Raw genomic sequence first — 20,057 nt, 5'->3', positions numbered from 1 at the left:
CGTGTGGCCCCTCAGTCCCATTCCAGGCCGCCGCGCCGCCATACGTACGCGTACGCGACGAAGACGGTGAGCACGAAGAGCAGCATCTCCACGAGCCCGAAGATCCCCAGGGCGTCGAAGGTGACGGCCCAGGGGTAGAGGAAGACGATCTCGATATCGAAAATGATGAAGAGCATCGCCGTCAGGTAGTACTTGATGGGGAACCGCCCGCCGCCGGCCGGCGTGGGGGTCGGCTCGATACCGCACTCGTAGGCCTCGAGCTTGGCGCGGTTGTACCGCTTGGGCCCGATCAACGTGGCCATGACCACGGAGAAGATCGCAAAGCCTGCCCCGAGGGCTCCCAGTACGAGGATGGGCGCATAAGCGTTCACCGCTCCTCGCTCCTCTCAGTCGGCACTGACTGCTGGCGGTGTGCATCGGGCTCACATCCGTCCCACCTGTCCCTCGAACCCCGCCCGCCCCGACGAAGATCGGGAACATGTGAAGCAGGTCACAAGCCCAACCGCGTGCATCTTATGCCCGACGCTCTGTGATCTGCGACACGGGGTATTACTCAACCTTTGTGATCTCCACCACCTGACGATCGATCATGAAGTCGGATGAGCGGTGATCTTCACACGCGAAGCGTCCGAGTGATCACGAGAGGTGACATTTTGGCTCGTCAGTGCAGGCCGGAGGGGTCGTCTCAATATCAAGAGGGTTCTCTTGCATGCAAATTGGCGATGGACTTGATCTCTTGATAGAAGCGCGTTCACACATCAGGGGGGATGCGAGGCGGGGTGTGGACGCGTGCACGCGTTCACGATCTTCGGGAGGCCGTGACCCGGTCGTGATCGATGTACCGGGACGCGACCGGCGGGGCAGCCGTTCCGTGACCTCCGTCACATGGATGAGAGATCCATGAGAACGGGGCTTGGCCAATCAACCCAACCGGTGGTAGGCGCGGGGCAATTCGGGCGTATTGATCAAACACCGTGATCACAGGCCGATCACGGACCGCCCGCAATGTCCGTTACGGCGTCAATAAAGGGGCTCGTCGGGGGTTTTTGAGGGCCCGGTTGAACAACTGTGGCGCAGCACACGTTTCTTGAAGATATGAAGGAGCCCCTGGTACCGGTTGTTCCCATGTCCCACACCGCTCACATACGCAGCCACCGGAAACCCCGCCGCAGCGCGACCTCTTCGATCGCCGTGCGTGCCGGAGTCGCCGGTGGTGTTCTCAGCATGGCAGCGGCGGGTGCGTCGGCCTCGGCGAGCGCCGCCGAGCCGGTGACGCAGACCATCGAACTGCCCACCCTGACGGCCGACCTGTCCGCTCAGGTCGCCCAGTCCGCGGCCGCCACCCAGCAGGCCGCCGCGAACTACGAGCTGCGCGCCGAGCGTGACGCGGCCGCCGCCGAGGCCGCCGCGGAAGCCAAGAAGGACCTCGCCGCCGCGAAGAAGGCCGAGGCCAAGAAGAAGGCCGCCGAGGCCGCCCGCAAGGCCGCCGCCGAGCGCGCCACGCGCAGCGCCGAGCGCACCACCCTCTCCGCCTCCGCGTCCACCTCGACCTCCGTGTCGGCGCCCGCCAGCGGCAGCGTCGCGACGGTCGTCGCGTTCCTCAAGGCCCAGGTGGGCGACGCCTACGTCATGGGCGCCACCGGTCCCAATGCCTGGGACTGCTCCTCCCTCGTGCAGGCCGCGTACAAGCAGGTTGGTGTGGATCTGCCGCGCGTCTCGCAGGACCAGTCGATGGCCGGCACGGACGTGCCGCTCTCTAGCGTCCAGGTCGGCGACATCCTGTACTGGGGCGGCAAGGGCTCCGCGTACCACGTGGGTGTCTACATCGGGAACGGCCAGTACCTGGACGCGGCCAACCCGTCCAAGGGCGTCGTCATCCAGGACCTGTCGGGCTACCCGGCGTCGGGCGCGGTCCGCGTCCTGTGACGTCACGCGTCGTCTGACCCGTCTGACACGTCTGACACATTTGTACGTTCGGGCTCGAGGGCCGTTGCCGCTGTACGGCACCGGCCCTCCCGGCCTGTCCGGGGCCGTTCGGGCCCCGTAGCCCCGTAACCCTCTCGGCCCGTCCCCGGGCCGCTCCAGGGGCCTTCAGGGCCCTCCTGGGGGCCACGTGACCTCGCGGCACGCCCGTCCGCTCCTGTCACTCCGGCATCATGCGCCCGAATTGTCCCGGCGTGGCCGGGTGTTGACGCCGTACCGATCACTGCCTGCATGCACGACGGCAGACGGCGGCCCGGCGCGCGTCGGTGTACGCGCGCCGGGCCGCCGGCAGCGAGGCGTCGAACGCCCGGTCAGGCCTTGGGGGCCACCCTGCTCAGCCCGTTGATGATGCGGTCCATCGCGTCGCCGCCCGTCGGGTCGGTGAGGTTCGCGAGGAGCTTCAGGGTGAACTTCATCAACATCGGGTGCGTGAGACCGCGCTGGGCCGCGATCTGCATGACCTTCGGGTTGCCGATGAGCTTCACGAAGGCCCGGCCGAGCGTGTAGTAGCCGCCGTAGGTGTCCTTCAGGACGCGCGGGTATCGCTGGAGGGCCAGTTCGCGGCTCGCCGGGGTCGGCCGGGCGTGGGCCTGGACGATGACGTCGGCGGCGATCTGGCCGGACTCCATGGCGTAGGCGATGCCCTCGCCGTTGAAGGGGTTCACCAGGCCGCCGGCGTCGCCGACGAGCAGCAGGCCCTTGGTGTAGTGCGGCTGGCGGTTGAAGGCCATGGGGAGCGCGGCGCCGCGGATCGGGCCGGTCATGTTGTCCGGGGTGTAGCCCCAGTCCTCCGGCATGGACGCGCACCAGGCCTTCAGCACCTCGCGCCAGTCCAGCTCCTTGAAGGAGTCTGAGGTGTTGAGGACACCGAGCCCGACGTTGGACGTGCCGTCGCCCATGCCGAAGATCCAGCCGTAGCCGGGCAGCAGCCGGTCCTGCGGGCCGCGCCGGTCCCACAGCTCCAGCCAGGACTCCAGGTAGTCGTCGTCGTGGCGCGGGCTGGTGAAGTACGTGCGCACCGCCACGCCCATCGGGCGGTCCTCGCGCCGGTGCAGGCCCATCGCCAGGGACAGCCGGGTGGAGTTGCCGTCGGCGGCCACCACCAGCGGGGCGTGGAAGGTGACCTCGCGCTTGTCCTCACCGAGCTTGGCGTGCACCCCGGTGATGCGGCCCGTGCGCTCGTCCAGGATCGGCGCGCCCACGTTGCACCGCTCGAAGAGCCGGGCACCGGCCTTCTGGGCGTTGTGGGCGAGCTGCTCGTCGAAGTCGTCGCGCTTGCGGACGAGGCCGTAGTCGGGGAAGGAGGCGAGATCCGGCCAGTCGAGCTGGAGCCGCACCCCGCCGCCGATGATGCGCAGGCCCTTGTTGCGCAGCCAGCCGGCCTCCTCCGAGATGTCGATGCCCATCGCGACCAGCTGCTTGACGGCGCGCGGGGTGAGGCCGTCGCCGCAGACCTTCTCGCGGGGGAACTCGGTCTTCTCCAGCAGGAGGACGTCGAGTCCGGCCTTGGCGAGGTGGTAGGCGGTGGTGGAGCCGGCCGGCCCCGCGCCCACGACGATCACATCGGCGGTGTTCTCGGAGAGGGGCTCGGTCACGACGGTCACGGCGGGATCTCCCCAAGTTCGTCAATCTTGCGTGCCGACCGGCACTGGACATGGGCAGTCTATGCAGCAGCATTCGTCACCCGGCTGAAGGGCTGCCTCTGTGAATCGCGCTCTCCCCGCTGTGCGGCTTCGCGTTCCCACCCACGAGGACGCGTTCGTCTGGCACCGGATCTTCGACGATCCGGACGTCATGGAGTACCAGGGCGGCCGGGCCGCGGAACTCTCGGTCTACGAGGAGCTCACCGCCCGCCAGCGCCGGCACGACGCGGAGCTCGGCTTCTGCCTGTGGACCGTGCTCGACGAGTCGGGGCAGGTCATCGGCTTCACCGGCGCCCAGCCGTGGGAGCGGTCCTGGCGCCCGGCCGGGGAGATCGAGATCGGCTGGCGGCTGGGCCGGGAGCACTGGGGCAAGGGCTACGTCACCGCCGCCGCGCTGCAGACGCTGGAGCGGATGCGGGCCAGCGGCGTCCCGGGCGTCGTCGCGATGGTCGACGCCCGCAACAGCCGGTCCATCGCGGTGACCAAGCGCCTCGGGATGCGCCTCGCGGAGACGTTCACGACCCCGGCCTCGCAGCGGGAGGGTCACTGCTACCGGCTCGAACTCCAGTCTGTTGACGGAGAGTAGTCGACTGTCACAGACCGACATCGGTCGCTTCCGGTCGGTACGGGGCGGGAGTTACCCTTCCTGTACCGCTGGGGGTGACATCTGTGCAGATATCCCACAAAACACCCGAAGTGCGCGTACCGCGTCTGGTCGGCCTGATGGCCGTGGACGCGCGGGAGACGGCCCGGGCGCAGGGCCTCCTCCTCACCGCACCGGACCGGCCCGAGCTCCCTCTCGCCGTCGTCGACTACGTCGTACGCCAGTACCCGCAGCCCGGTGCCGAGGTGCCGCGGGACTCGATGGTCTACGTGTGGTTCGACTTCGGCCCCGGTGAGGGCGGCGGGGGCGTGCACGAACCGCGGATCCCGCGTCCGCCCAGGGGCGGTCTCCAGCGCGAGCTGGACGAGCCGGGCGATCCCTACATGGTCCTCAGCTCGCCCTAGGGCCGACAGGTCCCGGCCCGAGGCCGGCGGACCCCGGCCTCACTCGGCCTTGAAGCCCCGGTGCAGGGCGACGATGCCGCCGCTCAGGTTGCGCCAGGCCACCCGCGACCAGCCGGCCTTGCCCAGCCGTTCGGCGAGTGCGGGCTGGTCGGGCCAGGCGCGGATGGACTCGGCGAGGTAGACGTAGGCGTCGGGGCTGGAGGACACGGCCCGGGCGACCGGCGGCAGGGCGCGCATCAGGTACTCGGTGTACACCGTGCGGAACGGCGCCCACGTCGGGTGCGAGAACTCGCAGATCACGATCCGCCCGCCGGGCCGGGTCACCCGGAGCATCTCGCGCAGGCCCGCGTCGGTGTCCTGCACGTTGCGCAGCCCGAAGGAGATGGTGACGGCGTCGAAGGTGTCGTCCTTGAACGGGAGCCGCGTCGCGTCGCCGGCGGTGTACGGCAGCCAGGGCTGGCGCTCCTTGCCGACCTGGAGCATGCCCTGGGAGAAGTCGCAGGGGACGACGTAGGCGCCGGTGCGGGCGAAGGGCAGCGAGGAGGTGCCCGTGCCCGCCGCCAGGTCGAGGATCTTCTGCGCCGGGCGGGCGTCGACCGCCTTGGCGACCTCCTTGCGCCATCGCCGGTCCTGGCCGAGGGACAGCACGTCGTTGGTCAGGTCGTACCGTGCCGCCACGTCGTCGAACATCGAGGCGACTTCGTGCGGCTGCTTGTCCAGGGATGCGCGGGTCACGGGCCCATTCTTGCAGCACGTCCTCAGGGCAGGAGCCTCGGCTTCCTCCGTGCCGCCACGTCCTCCACCCAGCCGCACAGCAGCACGAACCCCGCGATCAACGAACACGGGACCTTCCGCGGACCCGTTTCCGCGTTTGCGGCGGCGACCGCGAGGGGCGCGGTTTTCGATGGCAGGCTCGGAATGCATTCCCCGGACAGTAGGGCGCCTTCATGTGCACTAAACTCGGGTTTTCTTGTGAGAGAGCCATGAGAAACAACGGAAGCTGTCCTTTCTCTGAGAGTTCTCGGGAATGCCCGCGGAACTCGTCGCGCGCAACCGACACCGTGAGACGTTTGCTGCCGGGAAACGTACTTCCTGTCCTACCCTGACCTCACGAGAACGGGAGCGCACGTCATGAGGAGTTACCGGAAACCGGCGGCGGCCGGGCTGGGCTGTCTGCTCGCCCTCGCCACCGCCGCATGCTCCGGGCAGGGCGACGCGGCCCCTCCGGCCACCGGGGCGCCGACGTCCGCCGCGTCTCCCACGGCGACGGCCGCGGCCGGCACCTCGTACGCCCCGTACGTCAGCGCCACCGAGGCCGCCGGCACCGACTCGGCCGGCTCCCCCAGGACGTACAACCTGGCGTTCGTCATAGCCGACGGCGACGCCTGCACCCCGCGCTGGAACGGCACGCACGCCATCGGCGACGCGAAGGTCACCTCCCGGATCGCGAAACTCAAGGCGGACGGCGGCCGGGTCCGGGTCTCCTTCGGCGGCGCCTCCGGCAGGGAACTCGCGGCGAACTGCGACAGCGCCGCGGAGCTGGCGGCGGCGTACGGCAAGGCCCTGGACGCGGCCGGCACCACCCTCGCCGACTTCGACATCGAGGGCGACGAGCTCTCCGACTCCGCGTCCGTCGCCCTGCGTTCGAAGGCGATCGCACGGTTGCAGGAGGAACGGACCGGCCTTCAGGTCTCGTTCACGCTCCCGGTGATGCCCTCGGGCCTCGACAAGGACGGCCTGGCGCTCCTCGCCTCCGCCAACGACAACGGCGTGCAGGTCTCCACCGTCAACCTCATGACGATGAACTACGGCTCTTCCTACGACGGTGACATGGGCGGCTACGCCCTCACCTCCGCAAAGGCCGCGCACACCCAGCTGAAGAAGGTCTTCGGCACCTCCGACGCGACCGCCTGGCAGGGCATGGCGCTCACCTCGATGATCGGCGTCAACGACGTCGGCAACGAGACCTTCACCCTCGGGGACGCCGCGGAGGTGCGGGAGTTCGCCGAGGAGAAGGGCATCGCCTGGGTGTCGATGTGGTCGACGGCCCGGGACCGGCAGTGCGCGGACGGCTCCAAGTCGTCCAAGGCGGCGGTGAATTGCAGCGGGGTGACGCAGGGGCCGGGGGCGTTCGGGAAGGCCTTCGCGGGCTGAGCCGGCCGTGGAACAGGGGGCCGGGTCAGCGGGCCCGGTACACCAGTCGGCCCGGTCAGCGGGCCCGGTACACCAGCCGGCCCGCCAGCACGGTCGCCACACAGGTCGCCGCGCCGCGCTCGCGCAGGGCCGCCTCGTCGGGCACGTCGAACACGGCCAGGTCGGCCCGGCCGCCCACGGTCAACGGGCCGTGGACCGTGCCCGGGAGGTCGTACCCCTCCGCGAACGGGTCGAGGTCGGGCCGCTCACCGAGCAGCATTCCGGGAGCCCCAGCGGTCCCCACGACGGTCAGACCTGAGCGGGCGACGGCCGTGGCCACCACCGGATCGCGGAAGCGGGCGCCGGGTGAGGCGACCGCGGTCGTGCCGTAGCGCAGCATCCGCTGCACACCGCGCCGCACACTGCCCGACCAGCGGGCCTCGGTGAGGTCGCCCAGGGCGGCCAGCCGCTCGCCCCACAAGGGCTGTTCGCCCAGCTCGTCGGCCTCACGGGGGTCGGGGTGGTAGCACTGGCGCAGCAGCCACAGCGGGTGCCACTGGCGCAGGCCCGGGGTGAGCACGCCGGGCCAGCGCCGCACCCGCGCGCCGGGCGCGTCCTCGGCGACCTCGTCGTAGGGCCCCACGGCGATGACCCGGTCACCGTCGACCGCCACGGCGCCGTCCACGACGGGTGCGCCCATGCCGGGTGCGTCCATGCCGGGTGCGTCCATGCCGGGTGCCGCGCCCGCCGGGAGGACCAGCGGGGCGGCGTGAATCGTCAGCACGGTCGAATCGTCAGCGCGGCCGGGTCAGTTGGGCGCCAGCAGCTTCAGCTCGGGGTGAGCCGTGCCGCCCTCGATGGCCGTGGAGGAGATGTGCGAGACGACGCGGTCGTCGACCGGGTCGTTCGCCGGGTCGTCGTGGACGACGAGGTGCTCGTAGGTGGTCGCGCGCTGGGCGGGCACCCGGCCCGCCTTCCGGATCAGATCGATGATCTCCATCCGGTTGGACCGGTGCTTGGCACCGGCCGACGACACCACGTTCTCCTCCAGCATGATCGAGCCGAGGTCGTCGGCGCCGTAGTGCAGGGAGAGCTGCCCGACCTCCTTGCCCGTGGTCAGCCAGGAGCCCTGGATGTGGGCGATGTTGTCCATGAACAGCCGCGCGATGGCGATCATCCGCAGGTACTCGAAGAGCGTCGCCTGCGTGCGGCCCTTCAGATGGTTGTTCTCGGGCTGGTACGTGTACGGGATGAAGGCGCGGAAGCCGCCCGTGCGGTCCTGGACGTCCCGGATCATCCGCAGGTGCTCGATGCGCTCGGCGTTGGTCTCGCCGGTGCCCATCAGCATGGTGGAGGTGGATTCCACGCCCAGGTTGTGCGCGATCTCCATGATCTCCAGCCAGCGCTCGCCGGACTCCTTCAGCGGGGCGATGGCCTTGCGGGGCCGCTCGGGCAGCAGCTCGGCACCGGCGCCGGCGAAGGAGTCGAGGCCGGCGGCGTGAATGCGCTGGATGGCCTCGTCCACGCTCACCTTGGAGATCCGGGCCATGTGCTCGACCTCGGAGGCGCCCAGGCTGTGGATGACCAGCTGCGGGAATTCCTTCTTGATCGCCGCGAAGTGCTTCTCGTAGTACTCCACGCCGTAGTCCGGGTGGTGCCCGCCCTGGAACATGATCTGCGTGCCGCCCAGCTCGACGGTCTCCGCGCAGCGGCGCAGGATGTCGTCCAGGTCGCGCGTCCAGCCCTTGTCCTTGGCCTTCGGCGGGGCGTAGAACGCGCAGAACTTGCACGCCGTGACGCACACGTTCGTGTAGTTGATGTTGCGCTCGATGATGTACGTCGCGATGTGCTCGGTCCCGGCGTACCGGCGGCGGCGTACGGCGTCGGCGGCGGCGCCCAGCGCGTGCAGCGGGGCGTCCCGGTACAGCACGAGAGCCTCGTCCGGGGTGATCCGCCCACCGGCGGCTGCGCGGTCGAGGATGGGCTGAAGGTCGGCCTTCTCGGTCACCGGGCGTCCCTTTCGTAAGGGTTGTGGACGGACCAGCCCAGCGTACGCCAGGGGTTCGGCGGGCTGGACGTCAGGCCGTGCGGGAACCCACGAGAAGCCCCAGGTACGCCCCCGTGATCAGGAACGGGCCGAAGGGGATGGCCGTCTTGCGGGTGGCCCGGCGGGTGACGACCAGGGCGGCGCCGTACAGCGCGCCCAGGAGGAAGCCGGCGAACGTGCCGAGCATGACCGTCGGCCAGCCGTACCAGCCGAGGGCCGCACCGGCGCCGAGGGCGAGTTTGACGTCGCCGAAGCCCATGCCCGCGGGGTTGACGAGGAACAGGACGAAGTAGCCGCCGCCCAGCGCGAGGGAGCCGAGCAGGGCGGTCGTCCAGACGCCCGCGTGCTCGGGGACGAGGGCGGTGAGGCCCAGCAGGGCCAGAGCGGCGGCGGCGAAGGGGAGGGTGAGCGGGTCGGGCAGGCGCCGTACGCGGAAGTCGACGACCGTGAGCAGCACCCCGACCGGGGCGAGCAGCAGCCAGACGCCGAGCTCGGGGCGGGTGCCGGTCGCGGCGGCGAGGACGGCGCAGACCAGGGCGGTGGCGATCACCAGGGGGGTCGTACGGGGCCCGTATCCGCGCTCCGCGCATTCCGGGCACGCCGCGCGCCCCAGCCAGCCGCCCAGGGCGTGCCCGCCGGGGCACGCCTCCCGCCATGCCTCACCCGAGGGCGCCGAGAACCGGTAGGCCGCGCGCGGCAGCAGCGCTCCGGCCGCCGCGCCCCACAGCGCGGCGGCGGCGACCAGCACCCAGATGCTCATCCCGTCGCGGCGATCGCGTCACGCCACGTCGGCAGCAGCTCGTCGAGCAGCGCCTCGGTGCGCGGCGGCAGCCCGCGGGCCCCGCTGCGGCCGATGAGGTCGGTGGCGAGTCCGGTCAGCCGCTCCGAGTCGCCGGTGGAGTGGGTGGCGCGCAGCAGCTCGTGCCACAGGCGCTCGTCGGCCGGAGCGGTGCGCAGGGCCGCGTTCAGCGCCTCGATCGCCTTCTCCGCGCGGTTCTTCTCCATGTGGAACTCGCACAGCGCGAGGCCCGTGTCCGCGACGAGCAGCGGCAGCTGGGCGTCGACGATCTCGTGGGTGAGCCACCGGTAGCGCCCTTCGGGCCGGTCGGCGAGCAGCGGCCCGCGCACCAGCACCAGTGCGTCGGTGAGCAGCCGCCCGCGCACGGCCCGGCTGTCGACGCCCTTGCCCTGCGTGGCCTCGTGGTAGAGGGAGCGCAGCACGTCCAGGTCGGAGACGACGGTCTTGGCGAGGGTGAGCCGCCCGCTCGCGTCCCTGCCGAGGCGGGGCGTGCCGTCGGGGTCGGTGCCGAGCCAGATCCGCAGCCGGTCCAGCAGCGCGCTGCGCACGTCGTCGGTGACGCCGCGCGGCCACAGCGCGGAGGACAGCACCCGCGGGTGGACGCCCTCGCGGTGCAGGAGCAGCAGGGCGAGCGCCTCGTGCAGCAGGGCACTGCGCTCCCCGTCCGGGGTGTCCAGGCCGATGATCTCGTACGGTCCGACGAGCCGCGCGTACACGGCCGGACGCCCCTGCTCGCTGATGTCGACGAGGAACGGCGGCGTGGTCGCGGGCCCGTCGCTCTCGCGCTCCGGGTCGGCCTCCACGAACAGCTCGACCACGGCCCGCTGCTGGGCGACCGGCAGCAACTGCGCGTCGAGTTCGAGCCCGAGGAGCGGCGCGAGCAGCTTGCCCTCGCCGGTGATCTCCATCTCCCAGGCGGCGCCCGGCAGATCGCCGGTCTCGGTGCCGACGAGGTAGCCGATGCCGAGACGGCTCGCGTCGGCGGCCAGTTCGGCGAGGGTGACGGCGTCCTCGGCGGACGGCTGGGCGGCGAGCAGGACGAGGTGCGGGGCCCAGCGGGTGTGCTGGGCGGGCCCGGTGCGTCCGGTGAGGACGGAGTCGTGCCCGGCGGCGCCGAGCGCTCCGCGCCGCTGCCGCGTCTCGGCCTCCATCGTCTCGACGAGCGCCTCGATGTCCTCGAGGTGACGGATCCGGTTCGGGGCGAGCGGGGTGAGGTCCTCGCCGAACCCGACGAGGGTGATGGTCATGCGGTCGGACCAGCCGTTGGTCGCCAACTCGGCGGCGACGGACGCGAAGACGGCGGCCCGGTCGGCCTCCCGGCCGCTCAGCGACACGATGCCGGGCACGGCCTCCAGGTTGAGCAGCAGCCGCGAGTCGTCCATCGTGCCGAGGCTGACGAGACCCGGGTAGGGCGCGGCGGTGTCGACGTCCTCGTAGCGCTCGGCGTCGGTCCGCGACAGCATCCAGAACGTCTGGTCCTGGCCCTGCTGCCAGGGGGCCGGGGGCTTCCCGGCGGGCTGGGCGAGCTGGAGGTGCAGGTCGCCGTTGCTCAGCCAGGCCGCGTAGACGACCGGCAGCGCGCGCGACTCCTCGGCGAGGGCGGCGGCGAGGCCGCGCAGGCTGCGGTCGAGCAGCCGGACGCCCTCGGGGTCGGCACCGACGAGCAGCGCGTCCTGGACGTCCTGCGCGTCACCGCTCGGGGTGGGCGGCTCCATGCCGCGCCGGCCGCCGACGGCCCCGAACGCCGACTGCCACAGCGCCTGCCGGCGCCGCCGGCCCAGGGCGCCGAGGAGACCGGCGGCGAGCAGGGGGGCGGTGAGGAGGGCTTCGGGGAGACCGAAGGAGCTGTCGGACTCGGCGCCGACGGGGGTGGCCTGCTGGTGCCCGGTGTCGGGGGCGGGCCGCTGCTGGTCGGGGACGGACACCTGGGTGGCGCCACCGGCTTGTTCGTGTCCACCGCCACCGGCGTGCTCGTGTCCGCCGCCCTGAGCTCCAGAGCCTCCCCCCTGGGCGCCGGAGCCGCCGCCGCCCTGGGCGTGGTCCCCGGTCCGGGCGTAGTCGCTGATCTGCTGCTGCACGTCCGGCGACACGTTGGGTGCCTCGTCGGGCATCTCGACGAGGTCGCCGCCGCGGGCGTCGCCCGGCATCTCCATGATCCAGCCGGGCCGGATGAGACTGGCCTCGGAGAGCTTGGACCCGTCCGGCTGCACGCGGTCCTTGTTGAGCTCGAAGATCTCCTTGTAGCGGCGCCCGTCACCGAGGTGCCGTTGGGCTATCTCCCAGAGGGAGTCGTGGTGACGCCCCTCGGGCGGCTGGATCCGGTAGTACTTCGTGTCGCCCTGCTTGGCGGTGCTGCCGCCGGCGTCGGCGTGGGCGGCGGCGTGCGACGCCTGCTCGGCGAGGGCCGCCGCGGCGCCGGAGGCCTGCTCCTGCTGCTGGGCGAAGATGCCCGGGGTGGCCTGGGCGGCCGCAACGGTCGGCTTCTGGTTGGCGTCGTAGGCGTTCCCGAGCTGTGACAGCCCGGGCGTGAAGCTGGCGGCGGTCGCGCCGACGAGCAGCAGCGCGGCGACGAGCTGGCGCGCCAGCAGCTGACTCGGCCCCGCACCCGGCACCCGGCCCGGCACGCCGACGCCCGACAGAGCCGCCTTCATCTCCACGAGCACGCACGCCGTGAACTGCGCCCACGCCAGCCACACGATGACGGTGAGGATGTTCAGGAACGTGTGGACGGTGATCTCTTGCTGCAGCCAGTCGAAACTGGGCACCCCGCTGGGCAGCGGCCACCCGATCTGCGTGGCCAGCGCGCCCGGCACGCCGACGAGCAGTACGGCCAGGGCGAGGAAGGCGAGGAACGCCTTCACGAAGTCCCCGAACGACCGCCGCCGGATCCGCACGGGCTGCGGGGTCCGGTTCCGCGGGGCGGCCGTGGTCCCCGTCGTACTTCCCGACGTACTTCCCGTCGAGCTTGACGAGCTTGAGGTGCGGCGTCGCGGCATGGCGGGTGTCCTGGGGTCGAGTGTGAAGTGAGGGGTGTGCTGAGCCTACAGAGATCTTATGGACTCCTACCGGGGTCGCCGAAGGGCGGAGGAAGGGAACGCCAGTGAAGTCCGGTTTGCCCCTGTAACCGGGGACAGTTGCCCCGGCACCCGCGCGACCAGGAACTCCCCCTTCGCAACTGCCACGCGGGCTCGCCACGTGCCCCACACAATCCCTCAAGGTCGTTCAGGGGGACGCCACTAGCCCCTGATAGCTTCGTTCCCTGTCGCGTACACCGAAACTACGGGGGAGATCAACTGTGGCCCGCCGCGCACTGACCACCACTGCCGCAGCGTTCGCCACGACGGCGGCGCTGCTTCTGACCGCCTGTGGCGGGGGCGACGATTCGTCATCGGACGACATCAAGGGCGCGGGCGACAGCTCCAGCAGCCCGTCGGCATCGGCGTCGTCCTCCGCGGGGACCGACGTCAAGCGCCCGGTGATCAAGCTCCCGAGCAGCTTCCAGCTGACCTTCGAGAACTGGACGAGCAGTGATCCGGTGGAGCAGGCGGTGCTCGATGACGCGAAGGAAGAGGTCCGGGCCGGCTACGCGGCGATCATCGCCAACGACCCCGACAGTGAAGCCGTCAGCTTCTACGACACCAAGGGTGTCCGCGGGATGACCAAGCAGTGGATCAAGTCCTACACGGACAAGGACCTCACTGTCATCGGCAAGCTCCCGGCCTTCGGCCCCAAGGTCGTCATGGCCAAGAACGGCCGGGGAGCAGCGCTCAGCTACTGCACGGACGAGAGCGACGCCAAGACCAGAAACCGCAAGACCGGCAAGGTCGAGGGGAATCCGGCAGGCACGAACCCCTTCGTCAGCTACTCGGTCTCCCTGACGAAGAACGAGCAGGGCGTGTGGCAGAACTCGTCGGTGCGCGGTGAGCGAGGGAAGTGCTCCCGGTGAGGGCGACGTTCCGAGCGATACCCCTGGTCGCCACGTCACTGGTCGTGGCACTGCTGAGCTCCTCGCCGGCAGGCGCCTTCGGAGGCATGGGAAACGGTGTCCGAGGCGGCTCCGACGCCAGCGGGGAACTGTCCGCTTCCGCCTCGCAGTCCCGGATCAAGATCACCCGGACGAGCGGCCCCACCGGCGGAAGGCAAGGCACCCTCGCGTCGGCGGACGTCGACTGGAAGCCGCCGCCGTGCTGGTACGAGCCCGTCTTCACCCCCGAACAGCTGAAGGACTTCTCGGAGAACGACGGCAGCGGCGATGCCGGTCTGCGCGACGGCTGGTACGGCTCGGAGCTCTGGACGGACCACTTCAGGGACGAGAAGGACGCCACCACGATCTTCACGAAGCCCGCGACCGTGAAGGGCTACAAGAACTACAACCTCGGCAAGAAGGGCTACTTCTGGCGCGGAGTGGCCCCGAACGTGACCGGGATCGATGACACATCACTGTGCAGCAGGCTCATGTTCTGGCAGGACGCCGGTGAGATCCCCAAGGTTCCCAACGCCCCCACGGCCGAAACCCTCGCCGACTACGCCTACGACAAGGTCAAGGTCCCCGAGACCGAGGTCGAGCTGAAGCCGGCCGCCAAGTCGACGGTGAACCTCCCGACCTGGGTCTGGCTGGACAAGGGCACCTTCAAGGACGTCAAGGTCCGCGCGGAGCTCCCCGGTACGGGCCTGTGGGCGGAGACCACGGCCAAGCCGGTCGCCCTCCACCTGGACCCCGGCACCGAGGACGCCGAGGTCTTCCCCGCCTCCGGCGACTGCGAGATCAACGACGACGGCTCCATCGGCACCCCGTACACCAAGGGCGCTGCCGACAGGACGCCCCCGTGCGGCATCCGCTACCTCCGCGCGACCGACGGCACCCCCTACCAGCTCTCCGCCGGCGTCACCTGGCAGATCACCTGGCAAGGCTCCGACGGCACCGGCGACGACCTGCCCGACGGCACCTTCGAGACGACCCAGGACATGAACGTCCAGGAGATCCAGTCGATCAACCGCTGAGCGGACGCGGCCCACTTGGCCGCACCGTCGGCCCCGCCAGGCGCGGAGCCGATCAAGCCTGCTTCCCTCGACCAGCCGTGCGATAGGTTCGACTCCCGCTCTCTTACGGGCCGTTGCGGGTGTTACGGGGGGAACCCAGGAGTCACACAGGCCGACCGACTGGCACATACTCGACCTGGACGGGGACCCGACCCCGGGCGATCCCCAGCGCGTCCGCAAACTCGCCGGAACGCTGCACGACTTCGCAGACGACGTCGCCGATGCCCTGCGCGATCTGAAGGGCATCGCCAAGGAGGACGAGATCCTCTCCTGGGCGGGCAAGACGGCGGACGTGTTCGCGGAGGAGTTCGCGGACGCACCGAAGAAGCTGCGGAAGCTGAAGAAGTCCTACGACCTGGCCGGTGATGCCCTGGCCTCCTTCTGGCCTGACCTGGAGACCGCGCAGGACAAGGCCGACAAGGCGCTGCGGGACGGCCGGAAGGCACGCGCGGAACTCACCACCGCGCAGACGGCCCTGTCCGGAGCCAACGACTGGGTGCGGACGGCGACCGAGAAGACCGACTCGTACGACCCGTCCAAGAACGGCGGCAAGGACGTCCCCAAGCCGGACGAGTCCGAGGTCCGCCGCGCCACCCGTAACGCGCAGCACGCCAAGGCCCGCCAGATCGCGGCCGAGCAGGACGTGCAGGCCGCGCAGAGTGCCCTCGACGCGGCCAAGAAGCTCGCCGGGCAGGCACGGCGCATGCACGAGGAGGCCGCTCGCCGGACGGTCACGAAACTGGAGGAAGCCTCCGACGCCGGGATCCCCAACCGGCACTGGTGGGAGGAGATCGGCGACTGGGTCACCGACCACTGGGACGAGATCGTCACGGTCTGCAAGTGGGTCGTGACGGTTGTCGGCATCATCGTGATGATCATCGGCGGCCCACTCGGCTGGCTCGTCTTCGCGGCGGCCCTCGTCGTGCTGGCCGACACCTTGAGAAAAGTCATCAAGGGCCAAGCGGGCTGGGGTGATCTCTTATGGGCGGCCCTGGACTGCATACCTGCCACGAAGGGCTTCACGAGTCTCGCCAAGCTCGGGAAACTCTGGAAGGCCGGAGGTCTCAAGGCGCTCGGCGCCGGCTTCATGGGCGGAATCGGCGGCGGATTGAAGAATCTCGCCAACAGCGTCCGCGCGTTGAAAGACGTCCGCTTCTTGACGTTCAGCATGATGGGAAAAAGCCGTTGGTGGAAGGCCGACTCCCCTCACGTAAGTCCCCCTACCAGGGCGGCGGACGACGCGCTCCCCTCCGACATTCCCGTGTACCACAGGGAGGGAGCGACTGCCATCGGATATGACCCCGCCACCCTCAGGAACTTTGATGTCGCCGAGCGGCTTCCCGGTTATCAGGACGTCATTATTCACGGGACCAGGGACGGCCGCATGCTCGCGGGCGAGGCGAATCGGTCGGGCCTGCGGGCAGGTGGCCACACAGTCAACCCGAATCATGTCCTTGATACAATCAACCGAATACCAGGCTACAACGGCGAGCCCATCAGGATGCTCACCTGCCATTCCGGAGCTGCGCAGCCGCACGTGATCCAAGACATGGCGAACTCCCTGGGGGTCCCCGTCAAGGCTCCTACCAACGCAGTCGGTGTGCCCAGCTTCGGTGAAGGCCCTTTCACACCGCACATCAGGGACGAGGGTGTGTGGCTCACTTTTCTTCCCATGGTCTGAAGTCGGCGGCACACGAAGGAGTTTCAATGATTCGCCCCGTAGGGTTTTTCTCTGAGCTCTCTCCCGGCTGGGGGCTGGCGGAGACCGGTTCGATCAAGGATGCGGTCAGACCCTCGGGCGAGCCGGACGAAAGCAGCATCCTCGTTTACCTCAGAAATGGCACAGGGATCTGGAGCGAAATGAGTGCGGGCCCGGATGTTCTGGATCAGAACGCACCCGAATTGACCGGCATCGGATCCCTGTACACAGACGGCACTTGGCTCTGGCGCGAAGATCTCCCCTACTATGTGACCAAGTATCACCTTGCTCTGCCCGACGAGTTCGTCCAGCACATCAGGACCCTGGAACACAAGGCGCCTGCAGTGCCGGAGAGCAGGCTGATCGACATCGCCAGAAACGACCTCGGAATCAGCATGTGACTGAAGTGGACCGGAAGAAATAGGTTGCATCGATGCCCAGTTTCTCGCTGGCGGTACCGGAATCCTGGTGGGAGTTCGACATCCGCCCGGAGGGTCGTGAGGCCACCGTCCGCGCTCTCGTCGACGAGCGGGTGCGCGAGACGCCCGAGTTGGCGCCCTATCGTGCCGACGTGACCACCATGCTCCGCAAGATGGCCAAGGACGCGCACGATTCCGGCGCGCTGTACATGGGCTGTATGGCGGAGAACTTCGACGGTATCCCGCTCTCCGCGACCGTGACCGTCTCCGTTCTCGGGGCGAAGAACAAGCAGGGCGTGGCCCTGGACACGGACCCCCGGGCCATCGCGGAGAGCCTGCGCACCATCACGCCCCGCCGCGAGGGCGACGCCTGGCGCACGGTGACCACCGTCGAGATTCCGGAAGTGGGCCCCGCCGCGCGCACGTACGGCGTGGAGGACGTGCCCGTCGCGGAGGGCGACACCCGAACCCTGCGGATGGTGCTGACACAGACCTACGTACCCCTGCCGGGGGCCACCGGCAAGGTCGTCCTCATCTCCGGAGCCAGCCCCGTGCTGGACCTGGCCGACGCCTTCCATGACATCTTCGACGCTGTGACCAGTACCTTCCGCTTCATCTGACCGTCCGACCCGCTGGGGGATCCGAATGGGCAAGGGCAAGAGCGACCTCGCGCTTCCGCTGACCGAGTTGGAGGGCTATGGGCGGCGGCTGCGGTCCCTCAAGACGCGTCTGAATCACACCAAGAAGCTCTTCGAGTCGTACAAGGACGACATCGGCGACGGCAGTGTCAATGACGCGCTCGGCGATTTCGAGTCCAACTGGGAAGACGGGCGCGAGGACATCACGCAGCAGCTCGATGCGCTGGCGAGTATGTCCGATGCCGTCGTGCGCGAGTTCAAGAAGCTCGATGACGAACTCGCCAAGAAGGTGAACGACGCCATGAAGACCGAGGACAAGCGGGGCGGTAAGGGCCGTGAAGGGGATGGCGGGGGGAAGTAGGCCGCCGGGCGAGACGTGAATGGGCCCCGGATCCGGAGATCCGGGGCCCATTTCTAGCGCGTGCGTCAGGAAGCGACGGCCGCGTTGAGGTGCAGGTCCGCCGCTATGCCCTGCGGCGAGACGGCGAGGCCCAGGCCGCCGCCGACGCCGGCGGTGAGGCCGGCGGCCGTGGTCTCGACGTAGAGACCGGCTGCGGCGCCGGCACCCGCGGCAACACCGCCCGCCTGGCCGCCGGCGATGGAGTCCAGCTCCGCGTCGGACATCTGGGCGGTCTGGATCTGCGGGGTGAAGGCCATGGAAGGCGGTTCCCTTCGTTCAATAATTCGAAGTGCTCGAGCGTGATCGATCAAAGCACGTCGGAAGAAGGGGCGGCCAGTCAGTGCCCAGTCCGTGGATATGGATCCGGGGGGATTTCCGGGCCGGAATTCACGGGTGTGACCATTCGGTCGTCGCAGACCCGACGGTCTTCACATCTTCTGCCACTTCGCGGTGCCGAAATGCGTTCCGCAGGGTGGGAAATGAGCCGGCCTCGGTTTCTGCCCCGCTCCATCCCGACCTCACGGTGAACGGTGTGCAGATTCGCCGAATGTTCCGGACCGGCTCAGCCGACCTCGTTCTGCGCCACCGCTTCGCCGTGGACCACCACGTCGCCGCCGTAGAACATGCCCGTGAAGACCGGGGAGTAGGTGAGCTGGACCTCGACCTGTACCTGCTCGGCGTCCGCCGCCACGCAGTGGGTCGCGCCGATGTCCGCGCCCGTCATGTCCAACTCGCGGGCGAAGGCCTTCACGCGGGCGTCGCAGTTCTCGAAGTTGATCGGGGCAGGGCCGCCCTCGTTCTCGTAGAGCGCGTCGCGGTCGATGTCCTGGGCCGCGTAACGAGCCGCCTGTTCGGCGATGTCGGCGGCGCGTTCCCGCTTGGAGATGGACATGCCGCCGTCGATGACGAACGCGGAGAGGGAGAGGAAGACGAGCGTGAAGATGATGACCGCGCCGGCGCCGGAGCCGCGGTCGTCAAGCCGTGCGCGACGGGCCGCCCACCAGCCCGGCCCGAAGGACCGAAGGCGTCTCACACCGACCTCCGGAACGGGTCGAGCGGGGAGCTGAAGCTCGCCGACAGGGTCGTCGGGATGTCGAGGCCGAGCATGGCGAGACCTCGCACCTGGCAGCTCACCTCGACCGTGAAGATGGTGTCCGGTTCGAAGCCCCGGCTGGTCTGAGTGACGGTCACCGGGCCCGAGCAGACGTCCGCCAGGTTCGCCTCGGCGGCCTTCCTGGCCTCGGCCATGGCCGTCGCGTGGTCCTTCTGGATCGAACCCGCGCGGGCCGCGTCCCGGGCCGCTCCGTCGAGTGCGCCGCGGCCGTCCACGAGCTGGCCGAAGGCCACCAGGACCAGGATGAAGAGGATCATCACCGGCGCGAGGATCACGACCTCGACGGTGGACAAGCCCCTGTCGTCCACGGGCCGGCGGCCCCGGGCGGGGGAAGGGACGGACATTCAGTTGCCCTCTTCCTGTACGAACCGCTCCACCGGCCCCACCGACTGCGCGTGCACCGTCAGATCCAGCCCGGGGAACACCGTCGGGACCCGCGCCGCGATCTCCACGCCCACCGTGTTCTGCTCCGGCTGCACCATCGTCACGTCCGGGGACAGGACCAGTTGGGGGCCGAGCTGGCGGATGTAGCTGTCGACGACGTCGCGCGCCTCGCCCCGCCACGCGCCCGGCTGTTCGTCGGCCGTCGCGCGGGCCTTGCGGGCTCCGGCCTGGGCCGCCGCCTGGGCGACGTGGTCCGCGAAGAAGTACAGGGCGAACTGCACGGTCGCGAAGATCATGAAGAAGAGGACCGGGGTGAGCAGCACGAACTCGATCGCGGTCATGCCTGAGTCACCGCGGGTGGCCGCCCGTTCCCGTGCGGCCCGCACCCAGCGGCGTACCCGTCTGCTGACGTCTGCCGGCATCCCCGTGAACCCCGTTGCTCTGATGCTCCTGATGGTCCTGATGGCCCTGAGGCGATCAGCAGGTCTTGCCCGCGTCCGCACCCTTGATGCAGTCGCCGACCTTGTTGGCGCCCTCGCTGAGCGCGGCGTTGATGATGGCGGCCACGACACCGACGATCGCCACGACGACCGCGGAAATGATGACCCACTCGACCGCGGAGGCACCGCGGTCCAGCTCCCCGGAGCGGGCCCGCTCGGTGCGGGCCTGGAGGAAGGTGACGAGGAAGTCCACGGCAGGAATGCCGGTGTGGAAGTTGCGTCCGTTCATGACGTCTTGTCCTTTCGAAAT

The 20,057-nt window shown here is 69.6% G+C and carries 22 protein-coding genes; 10 read left to right on the top strand and 12 right to left on the bottom strand.

Translation table 11 applies throughout. The features are described 5' to 3' along the window. Window positions 1-11: 11 nt before the first annotated feature. The gene (locus IGS69_RS20465; protein ID WP_003974383.1) at window positions 12-371 is read right to left on the bottom strand and encodes an NADH-quinone oxidoreductase subunit A; all 360 of its coding nucleotides are present in this window, start codon (window positions 369-371) and stop codon (window positions 12-14) included. 724 nt (window positions 372-1,095) lie between these two features. Between IGS69_RS20465 and IGS69_RS20460 the strand changes: the two genes are divergently transcribed. Beyond that, window positions 1,096-1,926, top strand: coding sequence for a C40 family peptidase (locus IGS69_RS20460; protein ID WP_190901922.1), 831 nt, complete (start codon window positions 1,096-1,098; stop codon window positions 1,924-1,926). A gap of 368 nt (window positions 1,927-2,294) precedes the next feature. Here the strand turns inward: IGS69_RS20460 and IGS69_RS20455 are convergent, their stop codons facing one another. Next, a complete protein-coding gene (locus IGS69_RS20455) occupies window positions 2,295-3,587 on the bottom strand; it encodes a geranylgeranyl reductase family protein (RefSeq protein WP_190901920.1) in 1,293 nt (430 codons plus the stop codon). A gap of 100 nt (window positions 3,588-3,687) precedes the next feature. On the opposite strand from IGS69_RS20455, the gene IGS69_RS20450 reads away from it, so the two are divergent. Together IGS69_RS20450 and IGS69_RS20445 are read left to right on the top strand one after the other, a co-directional pair. Beyond that, on the top strand, window positions 3,688-4,212 hold the full coding sequence (locus IGS69_RS20450) for a GNAT family N-acetyltransferase (RefSeq protein ID WP_190901918.1): 525 nt from the start codon (window positions 3,688-3,690) through the stop codon (window positions 4,210-4,212). A 110-nt stretch (window positions 4,213-4,322) separates the two neighbouring features. Continuing rightward, entirely contained in the window at window positions 4,323-4,634 is a 312-nt protein-coding gene (locus tag IGS69_RS20445; RefSeq protein ID WP_190901916.1) for a PASTA domain-containing protein, read from the top strand. A 39-nt stretch (window positions 4,635-4,673) separates the two neighbouring features. Here IGS69_RS20445 and IGS69_RS20440 read toward each other — a convergent pair whose 3' ends face one another. Then, a complete protein-coding gene (locus tag IGS69_RS20440) occupies window positions 4,674-5,369 on the bottom strand; it encodes a demethylmenaquinone methyltransferase (protein ID WP_190901914.1) in 696 nt (231 codons plus the stop codon). A gap of 396 nt (window positions 5,370-5,765) precedes the next feature. Here IGS69_RS20440 and IGS69_RS20435 point away from each other — a divergent pair, with 396 nt between their 5' ends. After that, a complete protein-coding gene (locus tag IGS69_RS20435; RefSeq protein ID WP_190901912.1) occupies window positions 5,766-6,788 on the top strand; it encodes a chitinase in 1,023 nt (340 codons plus the stop codon). A gap of 55 nt (window positions 6,789-6,843) precedes the next feature. Here the strand turns inward: IGS69_RS20435 and IGS69_RS20430 are convergent, their stop codons facing one another. From IGS69_RS20430 to IGS69_RS20415, 4 genes are all read right to left on the bottom strand, one after another. Next, on the bottom strand, window positions 6,844-7,551 hold the full coding sequence (locus IGS69_RS20430) for an imidazolonepropionase-like domain-containing protein (protein WP_190901910.1): 708 nt from the start codon (window positions 7,549-7,551) through the stop codon (window positions 6,844-6,846). 24 nt (window positions 7,552-7,575) lie between these two features. Beyond that, window positions 7,576-8,775, bottom strand: a complete 1,200-nt coding sequence (gene mqnC / locus IGS69_RS20425) for a cyclic dehypoxanthinyl futalosine synthase (protein ID WP_190901908.1) — start codon at window positions 8,773-8,775, stop codon at window positions 7,576-7,578. Window positions 8,776-8,845: 70 nt separating this feature from the next. Continuing rightward, a complete protein-coding gene (locus IGS69_RS20420; RefSeq protein ID WP_190901907.1) occupies window positions 8,846-9,574 on the bottom strand; it encodes a prepilin peptidase in 729 nt (242 codons plus the stop codon). Next, window positions 9,571-12,507, bottom strand: a complete 2,937-nt coding sequence (locus tag IGS69_RS20415) for a BTAD domain-containing putative transcriptional regulator (protein ID WP_385863301.1) — start codon at window positions 12,505-12,507, stop codon at window positions 9,571-9,573. Before IGS69_RS20415 ends, IGS69_RS20420 begins: the two co-directional genes overlap by 4 nt. 401 nt (window positions 12,508-12,908) lie before the next feature. On the opposite strand from IGS69_RS20415, the gene IGS69_RS20410 reads away from it, so the two are divergent. The 6 genes from IGS69_RS20410 to IGS69_RS20385 all read left to right on the top strand — a co-directional run bounded on the left by IGS69_RS20410 (window position 12,909) and on the right by IGS69_RS20385 (window position 17,770). Next, the gene (locus IGS69_RS20410; RefSeq protein ID WP_190901902.1) at window positions 12,909-13,559 is read left to right on the top strand and encodes a hypothetical protein; all 651 of its coding nucleotides are present in this window, start codon (window positions 12,909-12,911) and stop codon (window positions 13,557-13,559) included. Then, window positions 13,556-14,614 (top strand): hypothetical protein, encoded by a 1,059-nt coding sequence (locus tag IGS69_RS20405; protein ID WP_232543593.1) that lies wholly within the window; start codon window positions 13,556-13,558, stop codon window positions 14,612-14,614. Before IGS69_RS20410 ends, IGS69_RS20405 begins: the two co-directional genes overlap by 4 nt. Before the next feature lie 82 nt (window positions 14,615-14,696). Further along, on the top strand, window positions 14,697-16,334 hold the full coding sequence (locus IGS69_RS20400; RefSeq protein ID WP_190904572.1) for a putative T7SS-secreted protein: 1,638 nt from the start codon (window positions 14,697-14,699) through the stop codon (window positions 16,332-16,334). A 26-nt stretch (window positions 16,335-16,360) separates the two neighbouring features. Then, the gene (locus tag IGS69_RS34715) at window positions 16,361-16,753 is read left to right on the top strand and encodes a hypothetical protein (RefSeq protein ID WP_232543592.1); all 393 of its coding nucleotides are present in this window, start codon (window positions 16,361-16,363) and stop codon (window positions 16,751-16,753) included. A gap of 32 nt (window positions 16,754-16,785) precedes the next feature. Continuing rightward, window positions 16,786-17,391 carry a hypothetical protein gene (locus IGS69_RS20390; RefSeq protein WP_190901900.1) on the top strand — a complete coding sequence of 202 codons (606 nt, stop codon included), beginning with the start codon at window positions 16,786-16,788 and terminating at the stop codon, window positions 17,389-17,391. A 25-nt stretch (window positions 17,392-17,416) separates the two neighbouring features. Next, complete coding sequence (locus IGS69_RS20385; RefSeq protein ID WP_190901898.1) at window positions 17,417-17,770, top strand: hypothetical protein; 354 nt, start codon at window positions 17,417-17,419, stop codon at window positions 17,768-17,770. A 65-nt stretch (window positions 17,771-17,835) separates the two neighbouring features. On the opposite strand, the gene IGS69_RS20380 is transcribed toward IGS69_RS20385, so the two are convergent. The 5 genes from IGS69_RS20380 to IGS69_RS20360 form a co-directional block, all read right to left on the bottom strand. Beyond that, entirely contained in the window at window positions 17,836-18,066 is a 231-nt protein-coding gene (locus tag IGS69_RS20380; protein ID WP_190901896.1) for a hypothetical protein, read from the bottom strand. 305 nt (window positions 18,067-18,371) lie between these two features. After that, on the bottom strand, window positions 18,372-18,842 hold the full coding sequence (locus IGS69_RS20375) for a pilus assembly protein TadG-related protein (protein WP_190901894.1): 471 nt from the start codon (window positions 18,840-18,842) through the stop codon (window positions 18,372-18,374). After that, window positions 18,839-19,267, bottom strand: coding sequence for a TadE/TadG family type IV pilus assembly protein (locus IGS69_RS20370; RefSeq protein ID WP_190901892.1), 429 nt, complete (start codon window positions 19,265-19,267; stop codon window positions 18,839-18,841). Before IGS69_RS20370 ends, IGS69_RS20375 begins: the two co-directional genes overlap by 4 nt. Continuing rightward, window positions 19,268-19,729: a TadE family protein gene (locus IGS69_RS20365; protein WP_097219035.1), complete on the bottom strand. Its 462-nt coding sequence runs from the start codon at window positions 19,727-19,729 to the stop codon at window positions 19,268-19,270. It lies immediately after the preceding gene. 55 nt (window positions 19,730-19,784) lie between these two features. Further along, complete coding sequence (locus IGS69_RS20360) at window positions 19,785-20,036, bottom strand: hypothetical protein (protein WP_010041603.1); 252 nt, start codon at window positions 20,034-20,036, stop codon at window positions 19,785-19,787. Window positions 20,037-20,057: the final 21 nt, after the last annotated feature.

The organism is Streptomyces tuirus (genome assembly GCF_014701095.1).
Lineage (GTDB): Bacteria > Actinomycetota > Actinomycetes > Streptomycetales > Streptomycetaceae > Streptomyces > Streptomyces tuirus.
Note: the sequence above shows the minus strand (reverse complement) of the source record. Positions and strands in the feature narration are given on the sequence as shown.